Origin of the sequence: Photobacterium aphoticum, from assembly GCF_001029435.1 — a bacterium.
Classification (GTDB): Bacteria; Pseudomonadota; Gammaproteobacteria; order Enterobacterales; family Vibrionaceae; genus Photobacterium; species Photobacterium aphoticum.
This window is the reverse complement of the sequence record NZ_LDOV01000006.1, coordinates 1-20,880: the sequence shown is the minus strand read 5'-3', so window position 1 is coordinate 20,880 and position 20,880 is coordinate 1. Positions and strand designations below refer to the sequence as shown.

Below are 20,880 nucleotides of genomic sequence, written 5' to 3'. Positions count from 1 at the left end.
GCCCCTTAAATGTCCCTTCTGGCTCACTTAGTGCTTATCGTAATCGGGCATACAACGACTTATCCCTTTCGCCAGCTCCTTTATCTGCCTTGACTCTACCCTTTCGCATCGCTTTGAACTTCATGGCTATGTTTAAGCCTGTGACGCCACCACCAAAGCAACCCTTTTTTCAACAACGCATACACCAACCATACAGCGAAAAACGCTGGCATCATCAGCATAGCGCCGGATAGACGAAATAGAATCGGCACGACACGCCCATCTTGCGTAATCCGGTATTCAGACCAAAACGTGTAATCCTCGGTCTCATGCCGAACCATATATGCATAAGCGCTGGCTTGCTCTGAGTCGTTCTGTTTTACATAAGCGAGCACTAACTGCTCGTTGTTCGCTAATCGGTAAGTACCGGCTTGAGGTACCTGTAACAGTTGCGCAGTGTAATTACCTGGTGCTTGCTGGTAATCCCCCCACGTTAATACATGTACGCGTTTCTCTTGTCTTGCGTGATCGTTTTCTCTCTCTTGCATCAGGGCAATAGGAAAGTAGCTGTGTATATCGCTGCTGCTTGTTGTCTCAACGTAATGTTCTGTCCCTAACAAATAGGGCGATAGATGGAAGGCCACCATCAATAAAACGATAAAGACCGTAATTTTTCTCACTATCGTCAACAGTGCCCTTATGATGTTACTTTTAGCCATGCTTTGCTCCCTGCATTATGTCCCCCTCCCCGGATGCATTGGCACTACTTACTATTACGTGCATCAAGGCAGGGTAAAACACTGGCAGTAGCGGCGAAACCCGAGCACGGTTGTCGCCCGTTTTTCACACCATCTTTCATAAGACTTTGTGACAATCACACAAACACAAAAGCACTCACGTTCTATTTCTTCGTATAATGAGTGTGAAAACATCACCCTAGATACTCAAAGGCACATCATGAAGCATGCATGTCTCTCACTGGCACTCTTGATATCGGCAGGCCTCACGCAGGGGCAAGTGCTGGCTAATGACAACATTCGTATCCACTATTCAGCCGCCCAAAGCGAGGCCGAACAACAAGCGGCACACATCATCAAGCAAAGTGATGTCAACGACACCGTCATAGCATTGTCTCGTGCTCATTTTCCCTTTAATGAGCCTCTGACCATCACTTACGGCAGTAAAGACGGGCCTCTGTACGATCCGGATACACACCAGGTTCAGATCCCTTATGGGTTCTATCTCGAATCGGTAAATTATTTTGCCAACAATGACTACCAGAAACGGTATGGCAAAAGTGCCCAAGAAGGGGCGTTAGATACCCTGCTACATACGCTGTTGCACGAAGCGGGGCATGCTTACATTGCGGATCAGGACATTCCGGTATTAGGCAAAGAAGAAGACGCGGTGGACAATTTCGCCACACTGTTGTTACTTGATTATGTGGACAAGGGTGATGAGGTAGCCATCAGCGCTGCTGACATGTTTGCGTTTGAATCTGACGACAGACCGGATTATTACGATTACGGCGAGTACATTGACGAGCACAGTTTCGATTTGCAACGCTACTTTTCGACCCTATGTTTGGTCTATGGCAGCGATCCTGAGGCGCACAAAGCCTTGCTCGATGAAGTGGAAGAAGATTACCTGCGCGACAGACAAGATTTCTGCCAATACAACTATGAGTCACTAAAAACTAACTGGCAGCGCTATTGGCAGACACCGCCGTCAGACAACCCTTCACGTTAAACACGCAGCAGGTAAGCCGGTAAGTAAAATTCCAACAAAAACAGCCCACTCTATATTTCAGCATATATCGCTACATAGCGAATACAGCAAAAACAAAAAGACGGGCTGTTTTACGTTTACTGGATCAAGGCTTGTTCTTTTAGCCACGCCATGGCAACCAACAAAGCCGCTGAACAACGGGCTTCGTCTTGCATATCCACGTAAGCCAATTCTTCAATTTCAGCGTCGGCCTGCAATTCACCGGTGTAGTCACCAAAGTAACACGTCAACTGTACCGAAATGCCTTCCGCTTTACCGTCCGCAGGGCCGACAAACGTGCCCGCATACTGCAAACTGCTTGGTACTAAATCCACTGACAGTTCTTCTTTGATCTCTCGGATCAAGGCTTGCTCATCCGTCTCACCGGCTTCACGTTTACCGCCCGGTAAATAAAATAAGGTTTTACCCACTGAACGTACAGTCAGTAATTTCCCGTCACGTAGCGTAAACCACGCCAGTTTATCAATCACTTTTTCCATCATTTCCTCAAACGCATCACCGCTCTCTGCATGCAAACGCAACGCATACCAATTTTGCTTATTCAGCACACGGCGATGAAAATTCCTGTAATGCGGCAAGCGCTTGTGCCGCTTTCTCTTTTTGTACAAAGATATGATCGTGGTAATACGCCGCAATCACATTGGCGCTGATGCCATGATCTTTCAGTTTCGTCGCCACCGCAGCGGTTAACCCCACCGCTTCAAGGCTGGAATGTACCATCAGGCTAATCAGACAAAATACCCCGTCAAACGCTAACCCCGCAGACTCGGCCTGCTCGCGCAATAGCACCAGCGTTAGCCCTTCCTGTTCCTGAAAAGTCGCTATCGGCGCACAGTGCACGTAATCGGCCAGTGCCCCTTGAACGGTACAAAACACATACTCACCGTCGACCAGCAACGGAGACATGCTTTTAAGTAATGTGTCTAACTCGGTGATCCCTGACATACCTTTTCCTCTTCACTCTTCATCATGGCATCCACAGCATAGCAAAAAGGCGAACCCTTATGCCTGTTGTTCTACCCACGCTTTGGCCACTTTCACCACCACTTTTTTCACCGGTGCAGGCTGCTGTGGTGCCACAAGTGGACGATGCGGCTGGAAGGTATCAAAAATAATGAAATCACCCGGCTGCAGCGTGGCAAATTGTTCATCAACGACTTGCTCACTGAAGGCCAAATCTTTCTCTGCCAGCAAATCTTCATCAATGGCGGTAAAAGGCTGCAGGCTGTAACCAAAACACTCTTCCCCTTCAAGAACGATTTGCACATCCATGTATTTGGCATGGCATTCCGACTTACGTTCCGCCAGCACTTGCGTGTGATCATCGGCAATAAAATAAAACACATCATCAGCTGAAATGTGCTCACCAGCAACCTCATAACGACCCGCCGCGTGTTGCTCAGCCAATTGCTGTTTGACCTGACGAATCACCGCCAACAATGCGGCCGGTAACTCGGTGCCTTTTTCAGTGTGAATAACGGATGCTGCGCATAGCGTGTCGATCGCGCTCAATTGACCTTGGTACACAATTTGCCTCTGCAAATGGAAAGAAAAACAAGATTGTACGCCGCTTCAGAAGGATTGTCCCTGATGCATTCACGGGAACCTTGGTGTTTTTACGCGCTAATGATAAATTCATTGCTATCATCATGTTTTTGAAAGGAATCACTGTGTTTACTGTTCGTCCGGCTACCCTGCAAGATCTGCAAGCTATTACTCACATTCATGCCGTTAACTGGCAGACCATTTATCGCGGCCAACTGACCCAAGCCTACTTAGAGAATGATGTTTTTCCTGAACGTCTAAGCCTGTGGCAACAGCGTATTGGTCAACCGGCGGCTAATCAGCACATCTTGGTCGCCTGCGACAATGACACTGTCACCGGGTTTATTTGCTTATATCTGGATCACCACCCGCAATGGGGCAGCATTGTCGATAACCTGCATGTGGATAGTCGCTACAAAGGCCAAGGCATCGGTGCCATGCTACTCAACCACGCGGCAAGTGTGATTCACCAACAAGCCCATGCAGCCAGCATGTATTTGGAAGTACTGGCCGCCAATGATGCCGCCCAAGCGTTTTATCAGCATATGGGGGGACATAATATCCATGCTCAGCAATGGGAAGCACCTGAGGGCAGCATCGTCGATGAATATGTGATCCACTGGCCTGATGCCGCCCACTTCCTTGCCGCGTAATGTGAGCATCCATTTTATGGGCTTTAATTCTGTGAACGCTGTGGGCCTCGATTCTGCGCAGGAGATGATGCGCAGATCAGTTTTCCAGTTTAACGAATTGAATATCACAAGGCATACGGCGCAATAGGGGTTCACTGGCTGACATGGTGAGCTGGCGAAAAATGGTCGATTCATGATGACCGATCACCAGCAAATCCACCTCAAAGGTTTCAATAGCACGGATGATCTGATCTTCCACGTACCCGGCATAAAATATGTGCTTATGGACGGGATAATCCGTGCCTGCCAGTAACTCGGTCATGGCCAGTACCGACTCACTCTGCTCGGCTGTTTCATTACTGGCATCAAATTCCCGCACACCTTCATAGAGTGCAGAAAAATCCGGATCAATGTGGATCACACTGAACAGCGCCCCATGGAGTTTGGCTTCTTGTGCCGCCTTTTGTACCAGAAACGGCGCGTTGTCATCTAAATTCACGGCGAGCATAACGTGCTTATAATTCATCGTTGTTTCCTCCCGCTAATCAATACTGTTTTCAGCCTCTACTTGGCACATCTACCATACGCAGCAAACAGCGCTGAAAAGTTGTTTAGACTATAGATGACTTCCTTTTCCTTCTCCTCTTTCCGACCTTCTTTCCTCCCCTCTTTCCTAGCCTCATCCTTCTACCTTTTGGCCGCAGATAATCCCATCATAGTATTGGCAAGGGTCTGAGAATCGTGACAAAGGCAACCCGCTATACTTTGATTACACGTATCTGAAATGACGTTATAGCACCCAGCAAACCTAAAGCCACAGACAGCATCAGGCCGTTTTATGTATACAGAAGCCTTCTTTGATTCACTGTCCATCTATCTGATCTTGGGACTGATTTTTGTCACCATTCTGATCATGTTTGAATGTGGCTACCAACTGGCGCAACGCTTTCCCTCGAAGCAAATCAGTGGCTCGATCAGCCCGATGGCAACCGGTCTTGCCAGCTTACTGGCGTTCATCTTGGCGATCACCTTCAGCATGGCGGCGGTCAAATCCGGCGAACGAAAGCAATTAGTCCTGGCGGAAGCCAATGCGGTGGGTACTGCGATATTGCGTGCTTCGTTACTCGCCGAACCCTACCGTTCTAACAGTCGAGCTTTGCTGCGAGAATATGTCACCATTCGCGTTGTCGAAGATCCTGAACAAAAAAAAGCCGTACTCAATCAAGTCATCATCGACAGTGAAACCTTGCACCTCAAATTGTGGAATCAGGCAATACAAGCCCATGACAGCACCTCGCCAGAGCTACTTTTGCTGTATATCAGTGCATTAAATGATGTGATTGATATTCACACCGAGCGGGTCAACAAAGGCTTACGGGGTCGCATTCCCATCAGTATTTGGTTTACCTTGGGGTTACTCACTTTTTTAACCGTCGGATTAAATGGGATTCAAGTGGGGGCGGAAGACAAAGGCAGAGCATTAGTGGCAGCGCTGCCTTTTGCGTTGGCGTTTTCTCTGGTATTAACCTTGATTGTTGAGCTGGACAGACCCGAGCGCAGCATCATTGAGATCAGCCAACAACCGTTGATTGATTTGCGTGATAGCCTCGATAAAGTGCTGTATCCCGATCAACAACCGCTATTACCGCAAGTATCTAAGGACTAAACCGGTACTTTGGATTGATAACGCTGCAGCTGTTCAATAGGATCGGTCAGCTGACACGTTGAGCACTTCTTCTTGCCATCCAATTTGTATTTCAAACAGCAGGTTTCACGACGAATGTAATACACCGCCATCGGTGCCCGTGATGCCACTTTTACTGCATTCAAGCTCGCCCAATCCGGTAGCAACGACTGCAACCAGCGATCCGCTAAAGGTTGTATCTGCTCCAGTAAAACACTGTCTGCCCCGTCTTGCGTTAATTTCTGAAACACAAGACCCAGCGCATATCCCCAGTGGCCCCAAAACAGCGTCCGATTCACTTTTTCAGTTTTCAGGTAAGGCGCCATGACCTCACCCAACTCAACCAGCATACGTGAGAATTGCTGATCTAATGCCGCTTCGGATTCCACCACGCGTGCCAGCGGTGAACTGGCCAGCGGATCGGTCGCTAAACAATAAAACGGGGCATTGTCATCAATCGATACCACTTTGACTTTCCCGGTTGCAGACAAGGTCAGAAACACGGCGTGCGCATCAAAATGGAGCACACGCTGAAATTTCAAACGCAGTGCCGCTAACCCCGTCAGCAAGTGCGCGCTGAAGCCTTTCAACCACATCGACGCCCCAACAGCCTGTCGCGTTTGCAAATCATCTCGAAATACCGCTAATGTCTGCGAATATTCTGTATCTAGCCACGTTATCAGCGGCTTACCGTGTTGACCACTTTGCAAACGAAAGAAAGGTTCACGCTCATGTAGCCAGCGCAATTGCGCGTTCACACTCATGTCCGCTGGCGAACCAGGCCATAGCGGAGTCATATCAGCAGATATTTTCATGAAAGAGTCTTCTGAAAAGGCCGTTTAAAACGGTGGTTAATTCTATTAGCGCATTCTACGCCTGCAACCCACTGCGCACAAAGATAGCTAAAAGAAATATTTTTCAACTGTCGAAATTTATGTCAAAAGCAACACATACATCCCCATCGACTCCGTATTATTTTCAACCAACTCAATGGAAACCCGTATCATATGTTGATATTGATCACACAAATCAGCTTTTTTCATCGTGAATGTTTCGCTAAGCATTTTATATCTTTTTATGATTCGCTATATTTCGACGCGTGTTTCAGCATGCGCTGACACAAACAGAAATAAACCTCCACAAAAATATACTAATAAAGCATTTTTGGTTGGCATAGGGACAGCACGATGAGTCAGGACGCAAAGTTAGTAAGAAAACGGCTTAAAACACAGACCCAGTCAGTGTTAAATAAAGCGAAAGATTCATTCTTGCAGAAGTATAAAAAAGCCGCATAGCGGCTTTTTTCAGTTTTATTTTCCGTCTAACTTCCTTGCCCCATTCAGCATTACTTTCAATCTCTAGGTCATCGTCCATAATGCCATAAATGCATTAACGGGCATGGCTTCAAATGTCGTTTGAACAGCACAAGCGGACTGCAACGTTGTCACCTGAGCAGAGGGAAAATGCGCGTGCAAGTTCTCTGTAAACTTCTGTTCTAACAGAGGGATCCCTGCCTCTCGCCGACGTCGGTGACCAATCGGATAGTGAACAGCCACTTTTTCTGTTTTGCTGCCATCAATAAAGAACACCTGAATAGCATTGGCAATCGCACGTTTATCGGGGTCCAGATAATCAACGCTGTATTGCGGTTCTTCTTTAATCACCATTTTTTCCCGTAAATAATCAATGCGGGGGTCATTGTCATGACAAGTATCTTCATAATGATCAGCGGTCAAGTCACCATAGAGCAATCCCACCGCGATCATATATTGCAGGCAGTGGTCCCTGTCGGCAGGATTATTTAATTCGCCTTCTTTCGAAATAATACGAATAGCCGATTCATGGGTCGTCACTTCTATATGTGATATTTGTTCCAACTTATTATTCAATTCAGCATGTAAAGCGACGGCGCACTCCACGGCAGTTTGTGCATGAAACTCTGCCGGATAGGTAATTTTAAACAGCACGTTCTCCATCACGTAACTGCCTAGCGGTTGTGACAGCGCCAGTGATTGCCCTTTAAACAGCACCTCTTCAAATCCCCATGTGGGGGCAGTTAACACTGACGGTAGTCCCATCTCCCCTTTCATGGTCATCATGGCAAGGCGAACAGCACGCGAGGTCGCATCCCCTGCTGCCCACGATTTACGGGATCCGGTATTGGGAGCATGACGGTAAGTTCGCAATGCGCCACCATCGGCCCATGCTTGTGACAACGCTGCGATGATCTGATCTCGCCCGCCCCCCAGCATATGGGTGATCACGGCAGTAGAGGCAATGCGCACCAACAACACATGATCCAGTCCTACGCGGTTAAAACTGTGGGTTAACGCCAGCACACCCTGAATTTCATGGGCCTTAATCATGGCGGTGAGTACATCTCGCATCCGTAATGGCTCTCTCCCCTGCGAAACAGCCACCCGACTGAGATAATCGGCCGTTGCCAAAATACCGCCCAAGTTATCGGATGGGTGCCCCCACTCAGCGGCCAACCAGGTATCATTAAAATCCAGCCAACGGATCATACAGCCGATATTAAACGCCGCTGTGATCGGATCTAGCTCATAGGTCGTGCCCGGTACACGCGCTCCATGCTGAACCCTCGTCCCCGGCACAATCGGACCAAGGTGATTTCGGCATGCCGGATATCGCAGCGCTAAGATGCCACAGCCCAACGTATCCATCAGACAGTAACGGGCAGTTTCATAGGCCAGCGGGGAAACGATCGGTGTATCAACGACATAATCCGCAATGGCGACCAACAAGGCATCCGCGTCAGGCCGTTCATTACGATCCACATTCTGATTCATCTGACATTCCTTTTCTTATTGAGGGCGATGACCCGTCAGCGCCAAGCCTCGCAGGCATCGCTGGCGATGTATTCCTCTATTTTTTATCGACGCTTTTTTTCATCACTTAGCGTTGCATCGCTTTGCGATTTATCGGTTTCGGTCTCATCCACCGGTATGTCATCAAATTGGGCTTCATAAAACAAAGGATCATCAGGCGCTTGGGAAGACGCCATATCCATCAGGGCTTGCTGTGCGTCATCCAATTGGGATTCATACCGGTGATAACCCAGGTACTGATACAGCGCCTCACGGGTTTGCATGGTGTCCACCACGTTGCGTTGATGGCCATCTTCAAGTAAATGGGTATACACAGACAATGCCGCCTGATTCATAGCCCGGAAGGCAGACAGCGGATACAGCACCATGCTGACGCCCTGTGCCGCGAGTTCCGTGGTGGAAAACAGAGGGGTTTGACCAAACTCCGTAATATTGGCCAGCACAGGCACCTTGACCGCTTGGGCGAACTGTTGGTAGTCAGCCAATGAATGCATAGCTTCAGGAAAAATCATGTCGGCGCCCGCTTCCACATAGGCGCATGCGCGTTCAATCGCTGCGTCCATGCCTTCGACGGCTAAGGCATCAGTCCGCGCCATAATGACAAAGTCAGGATCGGTACGGGCATTCACTGCCGCTTTGATACGTGCCACCATGTCGGATGTCGCTACGAGGGATTTATTGGGGCGATGGCCACAGCGCTTTTGGTCAATTTGATCTTCAATGTGAACAGCAGCCGCGCCACACCGTTCCATTTCTTGAATGGTGCGGGCAATATTCAACGGACCACCAAAACCGGTATCTATATCCACCAAAACCGGTAAACGGCTGGCTGCAGTAATGCGGCGTACATCTTCCAGCACATCCGGTAAGGCGGTCATCCCTAAATCGGGCAAACCGTATGAAGCATTCGCGACCCCTGCACCGGAGATATACAAGGCATGATGACCGGTCTGCTCGGCCAGCATGGCGCAATAAGCGTTAATGGCTCCGACAATTTGCAGTGGATGATGAGTTGCAACGGCATGTTTAAAGCGGGCTCCCGGACTGTCCATGACACCTCCTTGTTTGTGACTCACCGCTTTCCATCAATGGATGAAAAAATGAATCACATACAAAGAAAATAGTCACCGTTGTCCATATTGACAACTTTATGTACCTTTTTGAAAACACGCTGAATAAACAAAAACGGCAACCGAGTGGCTGCCGTTTTTGTTATTGGATGAAAGCGTCAACGTATGATGAACGCTTCTTATGACAAGCTCTTTTATGACGAGAACTTCTTTTTGCCAGATCTATTAAGAAGAGGTCTTCACTTCGTTAACCACCGGCACTGGCGTATCCAGTGACAACTTCGGCTTACGCTGGGCCAATACCACACCTGTCAGCACCATCATGCCACCAATGTAATGGTATTTTGCCAATTGCTCACCCAATGCCACGCTGGCGATCATCGCCGTTAATACCGGCATCAGGTTCATGAACATGGCTGTGCGGTCAGCGCCTAAAATCTCGATGCCTTTCATCCAACACCAAGGTGCAATCACCGAAGCCGGGATCGCGGCATACATGATCAACGGGAAAGAATCAGCTGTAATCGCCATGCGTTCACTGCTCAGTAGCATTGGCGTTAACATGGTCACCGCCAGTACCCCTTGCACATACACCGACTGCCAGTTAGTCAGCGGCATTTTCCAGCGCTTAAGCAACACGCAATACAGGGCATACACCACCGCCGCCAGCAACACCAGGCCATCACCTTGCGTGATACCCTGCTGCACCAGATTCATGACATCGCCTTTGCTGAGCATCAGTACCAGCCCCGCCAACGACAACACCGCGCCAATTACGCCCACAACCTGCATACGCTGACCAAGTAGCGGCACACTCATGAACATACTGATCAACGGGACTAACGAGACAATCAGCGCCATATTCGTCGCCGTCGTCGTCGCGGCCGCGAAGTAACCCAACGATTGGTTCAATACCATGCCCAGCAAGGCCAGAAACGCGAGCTTACTCAGATAGGGCTTGATGATATCGCGATTACGCCACACTGAAGGCAACACAAACGGGGTTAATACCACCATCGCGAAAAACCAGCGATAAAAGGAGATCGCGCCTGGATCAATCACGCTCACCGATAACTTATTGACGATGGCATTCCCTGACCAGATGATCACGGTCAGTAGAGGAAATAAATAAAACATGGGGTGCCTTAAAAATAAATACGTGTGATGAATCACTCATCGAAACCGTATTGTCACACGTCAGTTTAGAAATAAATATCTCTAAAAAGACATTTAGGCACTATAGTCGGACACCCATCGCGTCGATTTATCCTGTTTCACCCATCCCATGAGTATTTACACTGCCAAAATAAGGCTCAATCCATTGATTATTAACAATTTAATTTTTATGACGATGTTTTTCGCTTGATTCATTCCCAATAAGAAAGAGTGATACAGCTCACAGGAAAACGATTGTTTATTCACCACGGGTTTCATCTCGCATAACCACTACGTCGATGCACCTTCACCAGTGACCTCTGCGGCAGGCAGCCAATAAAACAGGTTTTCAAACACCTCGTTCGGACTTGGCTTCTTACATCCGGTTAAACTGGCATAGTGGTCAATCAGGTGATCCACTTTGGCTAACGGGCAATATGGCTCATCAATCCGGCGCCATAACTGAGAATGGGTAATATAGAAATTAACCGCATTCACCGCTTCATCAAACGACTCATGCGTGGAGATTTGACGCGGCCCATCCCACGAAAAACTGTCCAGTACGTACACCCCAATCGCACCGGTTTCTTCGTAACAAAGCTCATCAATAAACGGGACATTCCACCAGCGTTTTAATTCAGCTTTATTGCGAAACTCATTTAACTTTTCCTCACAAGGAAACTCATCCTTGTTATCCCGACATCGAACCGGGATACGACATGTTGTGAAATCCATAACCAACCAACTGCATAATAATATTTTTATGCGCGCCATACTAAAACCCATCAGCGGTATGTCAATTAGCGAAGGATGGTTATGTCTACATACCTTCCATAATTAAGTAACACTTTGAAACATTTTTGCAGCCCACTTTGCAGCTATGTTTGCGCCCCTCTCTGCAGCCCTCTCAGCGGCATGAGTGATGAAACACAATGGGATAAAAATACGGCAAGATCGAAGAATAGATACGAGATACGAGATACGAGATAAATATGAAGCAAAAGATAGGGGAAACGAAAGAAGGAAGGAAAAGCAAAAAGGAATGGGACTTGCCTTCTGTCGTCATAAACGAAGGCAAGAAAATCAACGCATTGATATGATGCTAGAAAGCTTATTCAGGAATGAACATTGTCTTAGCAAGGCGGGCTAAGTTATAGGCATCGTCATAACCAGAGTGCTGACGACCTTCCCATTCCACCCCTGCAATCTCCATCGCGGCACGTTGACCACAACGACGGTTGGGCACATGGCGCTGTAAACGGAACAGCGTTGCAAGGTTCAGGTATTCGTTAAACGGTACTTTCAGCCCCTTCGCTTTGCACTCTTTGCGCAAGATCAGATCATCACGGCCCCATGCTGCATAAATCTTATGGCGACCACCGAACTTCTGCTCAATCGATTTAAGGATCACTTCCAGCGGCTTACCGTTTTTCTCGATCACTTCTGGCTTAATGCCCGTCAGCTCGGTACAAAATGGCGACACGTCATCGTGTTCAGGCTTCACAAAATGTTGTGCTCGTCGGACAATTTCACCGTTGGTTAAATCAAGCTCAGCGACGCCAATCTCAATAATCTCCCCTGTTCTCGGCTCGCGCCCGTCGTTCCAGCAGCACATTTCGAGGTCAAAACAGACAATACGGTTAAAATTCATTTTACTTCCAGACATCACACTAAAACTGGCACGAAGAATAGCACTAAGGGGGCGTGGTCAGCAAAGTTTCCCACTTCTGAGCCTCATTCATTCTTGCCCTAATATACCGGAGCGCCAAGGTTTTCGCTGAAATGAACCATCAGGAAGCGTGCATTTATTCTGCTCTTCTATTCAATCACAAGGCTACGTCTCATTGTCGTCCTTCCCTTCCACTAAGAAATGATGGCTGTCTGAACCGGCTGTTCTGGCTTGCAGATACGGCGAATAATCCGGATCGGCCATGAAATCCAGAGCCGCGTCTTTAGATGGCCATTCGATGATCACCTGCACAGCCGCATTTTCGCCCTCGCCTTCCAATCGTTCAACACTCGACGTTCTCGCCAAATACCGGCCACCGTATTTCGCAACGGCTTTGTTTGCATTTTCAACATAATCGGCCATCCAATCATGAGACGTGGGTGTCACACTAATAATGGAATAATACGCCATACATGCACCTTCCAATGAGTCACCTATCAATCGTTCTTTCAATAATAAGACCGATCATCGAAATGTGTGAACCACACTACAGCACCATTTTTCTATGCCCGTATTATCGGGCGTTATTTCCGTTCCCATGAGTATGATGCAAAAAATGCAAGCACCTGTTTTTATTCCGATTGATTATGATTCGTGGCCGAGGAAAGACGTCTTTGAGCTGTTTTCAACCACACGAAAATGTACCTTTGATATTACTGCAAACATCACAGTGACAACGCTAAAGCGCTACAGTCAGCAGCATGGAATACCGTTTTCAGCCCTCATGACCTATTGCATCAGTCAGGTCATCAATAGTCACCCCAATTTTCGTACCGAAGTGAATGCCGATGGTGTGCTTGGCTATTGGGATATCTTACACCCGCTCTATACAATACCCACCCAAGAAGCAGAACGCTTTACCCATGTGGTGACGCCGTACACACCAGATCCTGCAGCCTTTACCGCACGCATGCAGCAGGACACGGCGCAATATGTCACCGCGACAACGCTCTATCCGCAAGCGCCATTGCCTGCCAATATTTTTGCTATTACTACCTTGCCTTGGGTCGCGTTTACCAGCATCAGCTATAACGTGTATGGGGACGGAAACTACATGATCCCGTTTGTGACGGTAGGAAAATATCAGGAGATAAACGGGCAGCTTCAACTGCCCGTGAGTGTGCAATTCCATCACGCGACTTGCGATGGTTTTCATGCCGGCGTGTTCTTTGAGCGACTACAAGCGGCTATCGACCAATTTGTGGTGTAACCACCGCTCTAGCACTTGAAAGGACAATGGAACACAAAAGAACACGCTCTCGATGGGGCTCTACATATAAGGCACTGCCGGCATACTGGTGTCGAGCTTATTGTCGGTGAAGGTTTCATGGTAAATCTGCATGAAATCTTCGCGAATACGCTGCTCTAAATGGGTCGCCATTTCGGTAGGGCAAAACAGCATGACATGCACCAATTGCTCGCCGGTCGGTGTGGTTGAAATATGCACATGTGGCTCAGAGCCTGGCAAATCCACCCCGGCGTGTTTCTCAATCACACTGTTATAACGACGGGCAACGTCAATGAACTCTTCACAGTGTCCTTCAATTTGTTCAATCATCTCCGGCACAATCAGGAACAAGTTCACAAAGTCACGCACCGTAATAGAAAAGCTATGATAAACATAGCGCTTCATGAAATTGAGATTTTTCACCGGATACGTAAAAAACATGCTGTTTGGCAAGGTGACCGTTTTGCCGGTGAAATGGTACTGGCCGTGGTGTAAATCGATTTCTTGGATCACCGTTGCCATCATGTTGTGCTCGATCACCTCACCACAGACCTTCCCGACCTCAATCCAATCACCAATACGGAACGAACGGGCACTGGCACGCTGAATAGAACCGGTAAAACACAAAATGATTTCTTTCGAGGCCACCACAATCGCCACCGCAATGGCCGTTAACGATAAGGCAAATTCACTGATTTCAGATTGCCAAAGAATGAACAGGGTGATCACAATGATCGCAAAGGTGCCGTTCTTGGTACGTGACATCCATTTACGTTGATGCTCCGAGATAAACGCGACATCCCCCCGGATCCGTGACAGTGCCACCCGTCTTAGCATTAACACCAACACAATCAACAATGCGCTCAATACGACTTTGTGCGTCATCAGAAAATTGATAACGAGCTTCACCTCTTCCACAACCGCTCCCTTTTTCGTTCTTTTGTCTGGCTTTCTGTTTTGCTTACTATTGCCAGCGATAACAACGTTTATACCATCGGCATCACACAGCAAAATTTAGCTACATCATTTCTACATTGCTCACTAATAAAGGTAACGTTCCCATACATTTGGCGAGAGATCCACCAAGTCGCCAGAATAAATCCCAAATTGTGCGGTTTTGTATGAAATAACAACATATCGTTTGTCGCTATCCCTTGCTATCCGCTCATCGGGCGATTAACGTACTGGCTGATATGCGACAACCGCTGTGATGGACACGCTGCGATGAACAAGATCTACCAACCGCTGTTTGATAATGATAATCCACCCTGTGACATCTTCTTTGGTCACGAGGTGTTTTTGCCCAATACCACCACGCCCAACCACAGTCATCCGTGGGGGCAATTACAGGTGATTAATGGTGGGATCTTAGAGCTAAAAGCAGAAGATAAGCGATTTCTGTCCCCTTCACAGTATGCCGTGTGGGTGCCCGCAGGCGTGCGTCATGAAAGCTATATTCGACGCAGTCTGAATTATTGCTCGATGAATATTATTGATGAATTGGCTAAGCCCTTGCCCGATTACACGTGCCTGCTGGAAGTGAGCCCGATTATGGAAGCCATCATTAATGACTTTAAAGCGCGCTGTATTTCAGTCCCCGACACGGAACAAGATAAGCGCTTAGCGAAGGTGTTGCTGGATCAGGTCTATCAAGCCAAAGAGCATGAGCAGTTCTTGCCATCCAGCAACGACAAGCTGTTACAGCCCATTTTGCACACGCTGGAGCACCAGCCGACCAACGAGAAATCATTAAAAGAATGGGCGGATGAGTTGCACACCACAGAGCGCACCCTCGCCCGCCATTGTCAGGATAAACTGGGAATGAGCTTTACCGAATGGCGTCAGCGTCGCAAGTTCCTTTACTCCTTGCATCTGCTGCGCAAAGGGCTGTCGGTAAAAGAGATTGCGCTGACCTTGGGCTACCATCAGGCTTCGCCGTTTATTTCATTGTTTAAACGTCACGCAGCCTGTACCCCAGAGCAATATCGCCAGCGCTTTTATCCTCGCACTGAACAGCCGCAGTAACGCCGACAGTCACCCTTTACAAGCAAGAAGACAGCGATTCTTTGTCTTCATCAAACGCAATGGTACGAATAGGCGCGGCTGGCGAGCCCACGCACACGGTATTGGCGGGCAGATCTTTCACGACTACGCTACCGGCGCCCACGACCACATTGTCACCGATAGTCACGCCCGGACACACGGTTACATTAGCGCCCAACCAAACGTTGTGACCAATCGTGATCGGTTTAGCGAATTCCATGCCGGATGCGCGTTCAATCGGATCTAACGGGTGGCCAGGCGTCGCAATCACCACACTGGGCGCCAGCAAACAGTTATCTCCAAACGTCACAGGTGCGCAATCGAGAATCGTACAGCCATGATTGGCATAGAAGCCTTGCCTACCGTGATGTTATAGCCAAAGTCACAGTTAAATGGCGACTCTACCCAGGCGTCTGTTTCCTGTCGCAGCAATTGATTTAAAATGACCTGTCGCGCGGGCTTTTCCGTCGGGCATGTCTGATTAAGCGCAAAACACAATTTCTTGGCTTGCTGACGGTCATTGGTTAGCTCGGCATCCCATGTTTCATACAGCTCACCGGCGAGCATTTTTTCTTTTTCCGTTCTCACTGTTGCATCGTCCTACTGATTCACCGCACAAGCGGCTGTTTTCTCTGAATAACGGCTCGCTACCTAACGCAGCCAAGCACAAAACTTGCTCACCATTATCAATGAAAAACACACAAATACAGCGGCAAAATAGCGAGAGATATCACACCAAAACGGGAAAAGTTTAACGGGATCACACTCGGGGAGCATCGCGGCCACTAAAAGCAAGAAACTGCCTATGTCAATTTTATTGAGCTGTCTGTCGGTTAGCGCACAAAACCGGCGTTTTTACTATTGTGTGATCATTGTCATTTACCCAAATCACTGAATTTTTATCCTAACTTTGAGCCAGATCTTAGGTTTATTTTTTTAAAATGACAAGAATCAAGGTGGAGAATTTCATTTCTGCATTCCCCAAAATTAAGCAAAAAGTTCCTCATTATTCCCTTAATGACAGCAAACTTAGAAAGCTTTTCCCTTCTTAATCGCATTAATATTCCTTCGAACAAAATAATGATAAAACATCCCCAATTACTTTGTCGTACTACCAACAAGGCACATTGGGGAATATTACCCTACATGGAGCAGCTATGAGCATGCATACAGACGCCATCAATGGCTCACCTAAAAATATCCCTCCTCATGTCAAAGCCGGCATGTCTGAAGCGGAATGGAAAAAAGCAATTAAGTTCGACAATGTGGATGTTGGCTGGATCGTGATGAGTATTGGTATGGCCATCGGTGCCGGTATCGTATTCCTTCCAGTGCAGGTGGGTATGATGGGTCTGTGGGTCTTCCTGCTGTCCTCTATCATTGGTTACCCGGCCATGTACCTGTTCCAAAAGCTATTCATTAACACGCTGGCAGAATCTAAAGAATGTAAAGACTACCCGGCTATCATTTCCGGTTACTTAGGTAAAAACTGGGGTGTGGCACTGGGTGTGCTGTACTTCATTATGCTGGTGATTTGGGTACTGGTTTACTCGCTGGCCGTCACTAACGACAGTTCTTCTTACCTGCACTCTTTCGGTGTGACAGAAGGCCATTTAAATGAAAACATTTTCTACGGTCTGGCGCTGATCTGTGTGCTGTCTTTCATTGGCAGCAAAGGTGAAAAACTGCTGTTCAAACTGTCTGGCTTCATGGCCGTGACCGTATTGTCACTGGTTGCCGTGATGGGCTTGCTGCTTGTGGGCCGCTGGGACATGGCAAACATTCCGGAGGTTGGTAGCTTCCTGCCAATGCTGAAAGATGCCATCATCACGCTGCCATTTACCCTGACTTCGATTCTGTTCATTCAGTCTCTGAGCCCAATGGTGATTTCTTACCGCTCACACGAGAAATCGATTGAAGTAGCACGCTACAAAGCCAACCGTGCAATGAAGATTGCCTTCTCTATTCTGTTTGTGGTGGTGTTCTTCTTCGCGGTGTCTTTCACCTTTGCGATCAGCCAAGAGCAAGCGGTAGATGCGATGAACCGTAACGTGTCTGCACTGGCTATCATTGCACACTACTACTCAGGCAGCTGGGCAACCATCACGGGTATCGTGATCAACATCTTCGCGGTGGTGACATCATTCTTCGGCGTGTTCCTGGCATTCCGCGAAGCGTGTAAAGGTCTGGCGATGAACCTGCTGCTGCGTAAGTACAAAGCAGAAGACATCAATGAAGATTTAGTGAGCAAAGGCGTAGTGGTCTTCATCATCCTGCTGGCTTGGTCTGCGATTGCACTGAATGCACCTATCCTGTCATTCACCTCAATTTGTAGCCCTGTGTTTGGTATGGTGGGCTGTTTGATCCCTGCGTACCTGGTGCACAAAGTGCCTGAGCTACACCAGTACAAAGGCATGGCGACGAACATGATTATCGCAACCGGTATTCTGCTGTGTATCTCTCCGCTACTGGCTTTCATCTAATGTAAGCGGCAACACCAGCATCATTTCTCCAACAGGCTCACCTCGTGTGAGCCTGTTGTTTATGTGTACGGCTCACCCACACTCTCACTTTCTTACTCACTTATTCTCTTAATCGCTTACTCTCTCGTTTATAACTAGGGCATGCTTTAGCATCATAATGAAGCTGCTGATTTAGATAAAACTGCCTTCCGCTTTCATCGGTATTTCTCCACGTTCACTCGCAAGGATGACTGTAATAACGATGTAAATAACGCGCGTTGCACCGTCCCTTCACCATGCTTCCAACCTCGCTGTCTGGATTAGATTGCGCGACGTCACAGTTCTTATCCGGCCTAATTGTGACCCCGTTAACACTCCGATTTAGGCCCGTTTTTCTACTGGATTTTGCAAAGGGCATGGCCTTGTGAATCGCTTTTCAAATTTTCATTTTCTCTGTTTGCACTGAACAACAACAAAAAGAAGTCGGTCGCACTTATACATTTTGCCGCAAAAAAACCGTACGCAATCTGGTCTTTTTGCCCTTGCTTGTTTTTAGATTAAAACGCCAACAATGAAGTAAGATCACACAAATACACAGAATTAACATCCGGCTTTAATCTAAAATTCAGCCGTTAAATTTAATATCCATCATCACTCCACAAATTAAGCCTTGTTATATATTGGGATGGTTACGTACCACCCGTGCTGTGACAAATGGATTCGGACCTGTGTGCTTAATACCAGGTACTGTTCACGCCTGACATGCTTTTTTGTCATCACTGACCATCTGCATGACGGGCAAGCAAACAGCCACTTGTTCGTTGTCACAAAGGTTGATAACTCGACCATGGACATAGCACAAATACGACATGCACTTTTTTAAAGGAATATTTACATGTTGAAGATGAAGCACTTAGCTGTTCTTGTGGGCTGTACGCTCGCAACCAGCAGCTTCGCGATGGACATTCAACCTGACCCGGAGAACCCGGGCGGTTATGTGATTCCGCGCGCTGACATTGAAGCGGCTGAAAAAGCCAAAACCAATGATCCAATGTACGCCGTTTGGGCAAAAGCATTGGAAACCCTAGACAATGCTAAGGTAGAAGCGATCCAGCCTGGTTTAGCGTCTAACCCATCGAACGTTATTCGTGCTGAGCGTGTTTTCCCTGAAACTGAGTGGGATTTCCTGACTGGCATGGCAGCGCCTGAATACACCTATACCCGTTTCCTGCGTGCTATCGGTAAATTCCCTGCATTCTGTGGTGAATACACTGACGGCCGTGATGCTGATGCAATCTGTAAGAAATCTATCATTACTGCGTTTGCACACTTTGCACAGGAAACCGGTGGCCACATTGCTATCGATAACACGTGGGATAACCCTGAAGGCCTAGAAGAGTGGCAGCAGGCGTTGGTTCACGTACGTGAAATGGGCTGGTCTGAAGGTCAACCAGGTTACACCACAGGTTGTGGTGGTAACGACTGGCAAAACCGTAAGTGGCCTTGTGCGGATGGTCAGGGTTACTTCGGCCGTGGTGCGAAACAGCTTTCTTACCACTTTAACTACGGCGCGTTCTCTGAAGCCATGTACGCTGGTGATGCGACGGTTCTACTGAACAATCCTGCGCTGGTTGCGGATTCTTGGTTAAACCTTGCTTCTGCGATTTGGTTCTTCCTGACGCCACAGGCACCAAAACCAGCGATGCTGCACGTTATCGACCGTACTTGGGTACCGTCTCAGCGTGAAAAAGATGCTGGCATTGGTTACGGCTTTGGTACCACCATCAACGTGATCAACGGTGGTATCGAATGTGGTGAGCAGAACAAAGACAAAGGTCAGCCTGTTAACCGTATCCGTTACTGGCAAGGTCTACAGAACCACTACCAAATCCCTGTGGAAGCGGATGAAGTGGATACCTGTTGGCAGCAGCTGCCATACGGTAGCTTGAACCTGAACGGCGCAACAGACGTGCTTTACACCAACTGGGAAGCGGACTACAAATATCACTCTGATCGTCCTGGCGGCGTATCGTTCGAGTGTAAGCTAGTTGGCTACCAAACTGCTTACTCTGCGCTCGTCAAAGGCGACTACGAGAAGTGTGTGACCGACGTGTATGACGCACAGATCAGCTGGCCTGAAGTACGCGTCATCGACGGTCCAATCGATCCAGGTCCGGGCCCTGGCCCAGGTCCAAACCCGGATCCTGATCCAGAACCAGGCGATTTCCCTGCATGGGAAGCGACAAAAGTGTACACCGGCGGTGATAAAGTCAGCCACAAAGGTGGAAACTTTGAAGCGAAGTGGTGGACACAGGGTGATGACCCAGCTAACGGCGGTCCATGGAAGCAAATCGGTGGTACAACACCACCAATCGATCCACCTGTTGATCCTGAGCCACCAGTTGATCCGCCAGTAGACCCTGAACCGCCAATCGATCCACCGGTTGACCCGGAGCCACCAGTCGATCCACCTGTTAATCCAGAGCCACCAGCAGGTGTGACTGAGTGGGTTGCTGGCCAGACTAAAGTGAGCAACGGTGATATGGTCACCAACGGCGGCAAGTGCTTTGTTGCGAAGAACAACCCTGGCGTTTGGGAATCACCAACAGCCAGCAACTGGTTCTGGGACGAAGTGCCTTGTAAATAATCAGGCTTTTTCTGATTAACCACATGAAATTAAAGGGATGCTATTGCGTTAATGCCGATCAGTTAAGGC

Annotated in this window: 19 protein-coding genes and 2 pseudogenes; 7 read left to right on the top strand and 14 right to left on the bottom strand. The window is 48.1% G+C overall.

The features are described 5' to 3' along the window. Positions 1-95: 95 nt before the first annotated feature. Positions 96-698: a hypothetical protein gene (locus ABT58_RS02960; protein WP_047872879.1), complete on the bottom strand. Its 603-nt coding sequence runs from the start codon at positions 696-698 to the stop codon at positions 96-98. Positions 699-936: 238 nt separating this feature from the next. On the opposite strand from ABT58_RS02960, the gene ABT58_RS02955 reads away from it, so the two are divergent. Beyond that, positions 937-1,728 carry a DUF4344 domain-containing metallopeptidase gene (locus ABT58_RS02955; RefSeq protein ID WP_047872878.1) on the top strand — a complete coding sequence of 264 codons (792 nt, stop codon included), beginning with the start codon at positions 937-939 and terminating at the stop codon, positions 1,726-1,728. Between the two features lie 116 nt (positions 1,729-1,844). On the opposite strand, the gene ABT58_RS02950 is transcribed toward ABT58_RS02955, so the two are convergent. The 3 genes from ABT58_RS02950 to ABT58_RS02940 are packed head-to-tail and all read right to left on the bottom strand — an operon-like array spanning position 1,845 to position 3,243. Next, positions 1,845-2,246, bottom strand: coding sequence for an NUDIX hydrolase (locus tag ABT58_RS02950; protein ID WP_047872912.1), 402 nt, complete (start codon positions 2,244-2,246; stop codon positions 1,845-1,847). A gap of 58 nt (positions 2,247-2,304) precedes the next feature. Continuing rightward, positions 2,305-2,712, bottom strand: a complete 408-nt coding sequence (locus tag ABT58_RS02945; protein ID WP_047872877.1) for an ACT domain-containing protein — start codon at positions 2,710-2,712, stop codon at positions 2,305-2,307. Positions 2,713-2,769: 57 nt separating this feature from the next. Further along, entirely contained in the window at positions 2,770-3,243 is a 474-nt protein-coding gene (locus tag ABT58_RS02940; RefSeq protein WP_047872911.1) for a NanQ anomerase/TabA/YiaL family protein, read from the bottom strand. Between the two features lie 194 nt (positions 3,244-3,437). Between ABT58_RS02940 and ABT58_RS02935 the strand changes: the two genes are divergently transcribed. Continuing rightward, positions 3,438-3,965 carry a GNAT family N-acetyltransferase gene (locus ABT58_RS02935; protein ID WP_158261736.1) on the top strand — a complete coding sequence of 176 codons (528 nt, stop codon included), beginning with the start codon at positions 3,438-3,440 and terminating at the stop codon, positions 3,963-3,965. A 76-nt stretch (positions 3,966-4,041) separates the two neighbouring features. Here ABT58_RS02935 and ABT58_RS02930 read toward each other — a convergent pair whose 3' ends face one another. After that, positions 4,042-4,470 (bottom strand): universal stress protein, encoded by a 429-nt coding sequence (locus tag ABT58_RS02930; RefSeq protein ID WP_047872876.1) that lies wholly within the window; start codon positions 4,468-4,470, stop codon positions 4,042-4,044. 312 nt (positions 4,471-4,782) lie between these two features. Between ABT58_RS02930 and ABT58_RS02925 the strand changes: the two genes are divergently transcribed. After that, positions 4,783-5,610, top strand: a complete 828-nt coding sequence (locus ABT58_RS02925; protein WP_047872875.1) for a bestrophin-like domain — start codon at positions 4,783-4,785, stop codon at positions 5,608-5,610. Here ABT58_RS02925 and ABT58_RS02920 read toward each other — a convergent pair. The 7 genes and pseudogenes from ABT58_RS02920 to ABT58_RS02890 all read right to left on the bottom strand — a co-directional run bounded on the left by ABT58_RS02920 (position 5,607) and on the right by ABT58_RS02890 (position 12,842). Beyond that, the gene (locus ABT58_RS02920) at positions 5,607-6,443 is read right to left on the bottom strand and encodes a (2Fe-2S)-binding protein (protein WP_082210921.1); all 837 of its coding nucleotides are present in this window, start codon (positions 6,441-6,443) and stop codon (positions 5,607-5,609) included. The genes ABT58_RS02925 and ABT58_RS02920 overlap by 4 nt on opposite strands. A gap of 543 nt (positions 6,444-6,986) precedes the next feature. Beyond that, positions 6,987-8,438: a bifunctional 2-methylcitrate dehydratase/aconitate hydratase gene (locus tag ABT58_RS02915; protein WP_047872873.1), complete on the bottom strand. Its 1,452-nt coding sequence runs from the start codon at positions 8,436-8,438 to the stop codon at positions 6,987-6,989. A gap of 239 nt (positions 8,439-8,677) precedes the next feature. Next, positions 8,678-9,529 (bottom strand): annotated as a pseudogene (gene prpB, locus ABT58_RS02910) (methylisocitrate lyase); the annotation flags it as partial. A gap of 243 nt (positions 9,530-9,772) precedes the next feature. Continuing rightward, positions 9,773-10,684 (bottom strand): DMT family transporter, encoded by a 912-nt coding sequence (locus ABT58_RS02905; protein WP_047872872.1) that lies wholly within the window; start codon positions 10,682-10,684, stop codon positions 9,773-9,775. Positions 10,685-10,993: 309 nt separating this feature from the next. Then, positions 10,994-11,437 carry a hypothetical protein gene (locus ABT58_RS02900; RefSeq protein ID WP_047872871.1) on the bottom strand — a complete coding sequence of 148 codons (444 nt, stop codon included), beginning with the start codon at positions 11,435-11,437 and terminating at the stop codon, positions 10,994-10,996. 376 nt (positions 11,438-11,813) lie between these two features. After that, complete coding sequence (locus ABT58_RS02895; protein WP_047872870.1) at positions 11,814-12,353, bottom strand: 3'-5' exonuclease; 540 nt, start codon at positions 12,351-12,353, stop codon at positions 11,814-11,816. A 183-nt stretch (positions 12,354-12,536) separates the two neighbouring features. Further along, a complete protein-coding gene (locus ABT58_RS02890) occupies positions 12,537-12,842 on the bottom strand; it encodes a DUF1330 domain-containing protein (protein ID WP_047872869.1) in 306 nt (101 codons plus the stop codon). A gap of 145 nt (positions 12,843-12,987) precedes the next feature. Here ABT58_RS02890 and ABT58_RS02885 point away from each other — a divergent pair, with 145 nt between their 5' ends. Then, positions 12,988-13,641, top strand: coding sequence for a CatA-like O-acetyltransferase (locus tag ABT58_RS02885; RefSeq protein ID WP_158261737.1), 654 nt, complete (start codon positions 12,988-12,990; stop codon positions 13,639-13,641). A gap of 60 nt (positions 13,642-13,701) precedes the next feature. Here the strand turns inward: ABT58_RS02885 and ABT58_RS02880 are convergent, their stop codons facing one another. After that, positions 13,702-14,577: a mechanosensitive ion channel family protein gene (locus ABT58_RS02880; RefSeq protein ID WP_047872867.1), complete on the bottom strand. Its 876-nt coding sequence runs from the start codon at positions 14,575-14,577 to the stop codon at positions 13,702-13,704. 306 nt (positions 14,578-14,883) lie between these two features. Here ABT58_RS02880 and ABT58_RS02875 point away from each other — a divergent pair, with 306 nt between their 5' ends. Continuing rightward, positions 14,884-15,684, top strand: a complete 801-nt coding sequence (locus tag ABT58_RS02875) for an AraC family transcriptional regulator (RefSeq protein WP_047872866.1) — start codon at positions 14,884-14,886, stop codon at positions 15,682-15,684. A 16-nt stretch (positions 15,685-15,700) separates the two neighbouring features. Here the strand turns inward: ABT58_RS02875 and ABT58_RS24360 are convergent. Next, positions 15,701-16,290: pseudogene (locus ABT58_RS24360) on the bottom strand (sugar O-acetyltransferase). A 575-nt stretch (positions 16,291-16,865) separates the two neighbouring features. Between ABT58_RS24360 and ABT58_RS02865 the strand changes: the two are divergent. Beyond that, complete coding sequence (locus ABT58_RS02865) at positions 16,866-18,185, top strand: SLC5/6 family protein (RefSeq protein WP_107205068.1); 1,320 nt, start codon at positions 16,866-16,868, stop codon at positions 18,183-18,185. A gap of 874 nt (positions 18,186-19,059) precedes the next feature. Continuing rightward, positions 19,060-20,811 carry a chitinase gene (locus ABT58_RS02860; protein ID WP_047872864.1) on the top strand — a complete coding sequence of 584 codons (1,752 nt, stop codon included), beginning with the start codon at positions 19,060-19,062 and terminating at the stop codon, positions 20,809-20,811. Positions 20,812-20,880 lie beyond the last annotated feature (69 nt).

Bases quoted from the DNA above. Each gene is read 5' to 3' on its own strand.
- ABT58_RS02905 (WP_047872872.1), bottom strand. From the start codon at position 10,684: ATGTTTTATTTATTTCCTCTACTGACCGTGATCATCTGGTCAGGGAAT.
- ABT58_RS02950 (WP_047872912.1), bottom strand. From the start codon at position 2,246: ATGGAAAAAGTGATTGATAAACTGGCGTGGTTTACGCTACGTGACGGG.
- ABT58_RS02900 (WP_047872871.1), bottom strand. From the start codon at position 11,437: ATGGATTTCACAACATGTCGTATCCCGGTTCGATGTCGGGATAACAAG.
- ABT58_RS02960 (WP_047872879.1), bottom strand. From the start codon at position 698: ATGGCTAAAAGTAACATCATAAGGGCACTGTTGACGATAGTGAGAAAA.
- ABT58_RS02865 (WP_107205068.1), top strand. From the start codon at position 16,866: ATGCATACAGACGCCATCAATGGCTCACCTAAAAATATCCCTCCTCAT.
- ABT58_RS02930 (WP_047872876.1), bottom strand. From the start codon at position 4,470: ATGAATTATAAGCACGTTATGCTCGCCGTGAATTTAGATGACAACGCG.
- ABT58_RS02895 (WP_047872870.1), bottom strand. From the start codon at position 12,353: ATGAATTTTAACCGTATTGTCTGTTTTGACCTCGAAATGTGCTGCTGG.
- ABT58_RS02920 (WP_082210921.1), bottom strand. From the start codon at position 6,443: ATGAAAATATCTGCTGATATGACTCCGCTATGGCCTGGTTCGCCAGCG.
- ABT58_RS02945 (WP_047872877.1), bottom strand. From the start codon at position 2,712: ATGTCAGGGATCACCGAGTTAGACACATTACTTAAAAGCATGTCTCCG.
- ABT58_RS02875 (WP_047872866.1), top strand. From the start codon at position 14,884: ATGAACAAGATCTACCAACCGCTGTTTGATAATGATAATCCACCCTGT.
- ABT58_RS02955 (WP_047872878.1), top strand. From the start codon at position 937: ATGAAGCATGCATGTCTCTCACTGGCACTCTTGATATCGGCAGGCCTC.
- ABT58_RS02925 (WP_047872875.1), top strand. From the start codon at position 4,783: ATGTATACAGAAGCCTTCTTTGATTCACTGTCCATCTATCTGATCTTG.
- ABT58_RS02860 (WP_047872864.1), top strand. From the start codon at position 19,060: ATGTTGAAGATGAAGCACTTAGCTGTTCTTGTGGGCTGTACGCTCGCA.
- ABT58_RS02890 (WP_047872869.1), bottom strand. From the start codon at position 12,842: ATGGCGTATTATTCCATTATTAGTGTGACACCCACGTCTCATGATTGG.
- ABT58_RS02885 (WP_158261737.1), top strand. From the start codon at position 12,988: ATGCAAGCACCTGTTTTTATTCCGATTGATTATGATTCGTGGCCGAGG.
- ABT58_RS02915 (WP_047872873.1), bottom strand. From the start codon at position 8,438: ATGAATCAGAATGTGGATCGTAATGAACGGCCTGACGCGGATGCCTTG.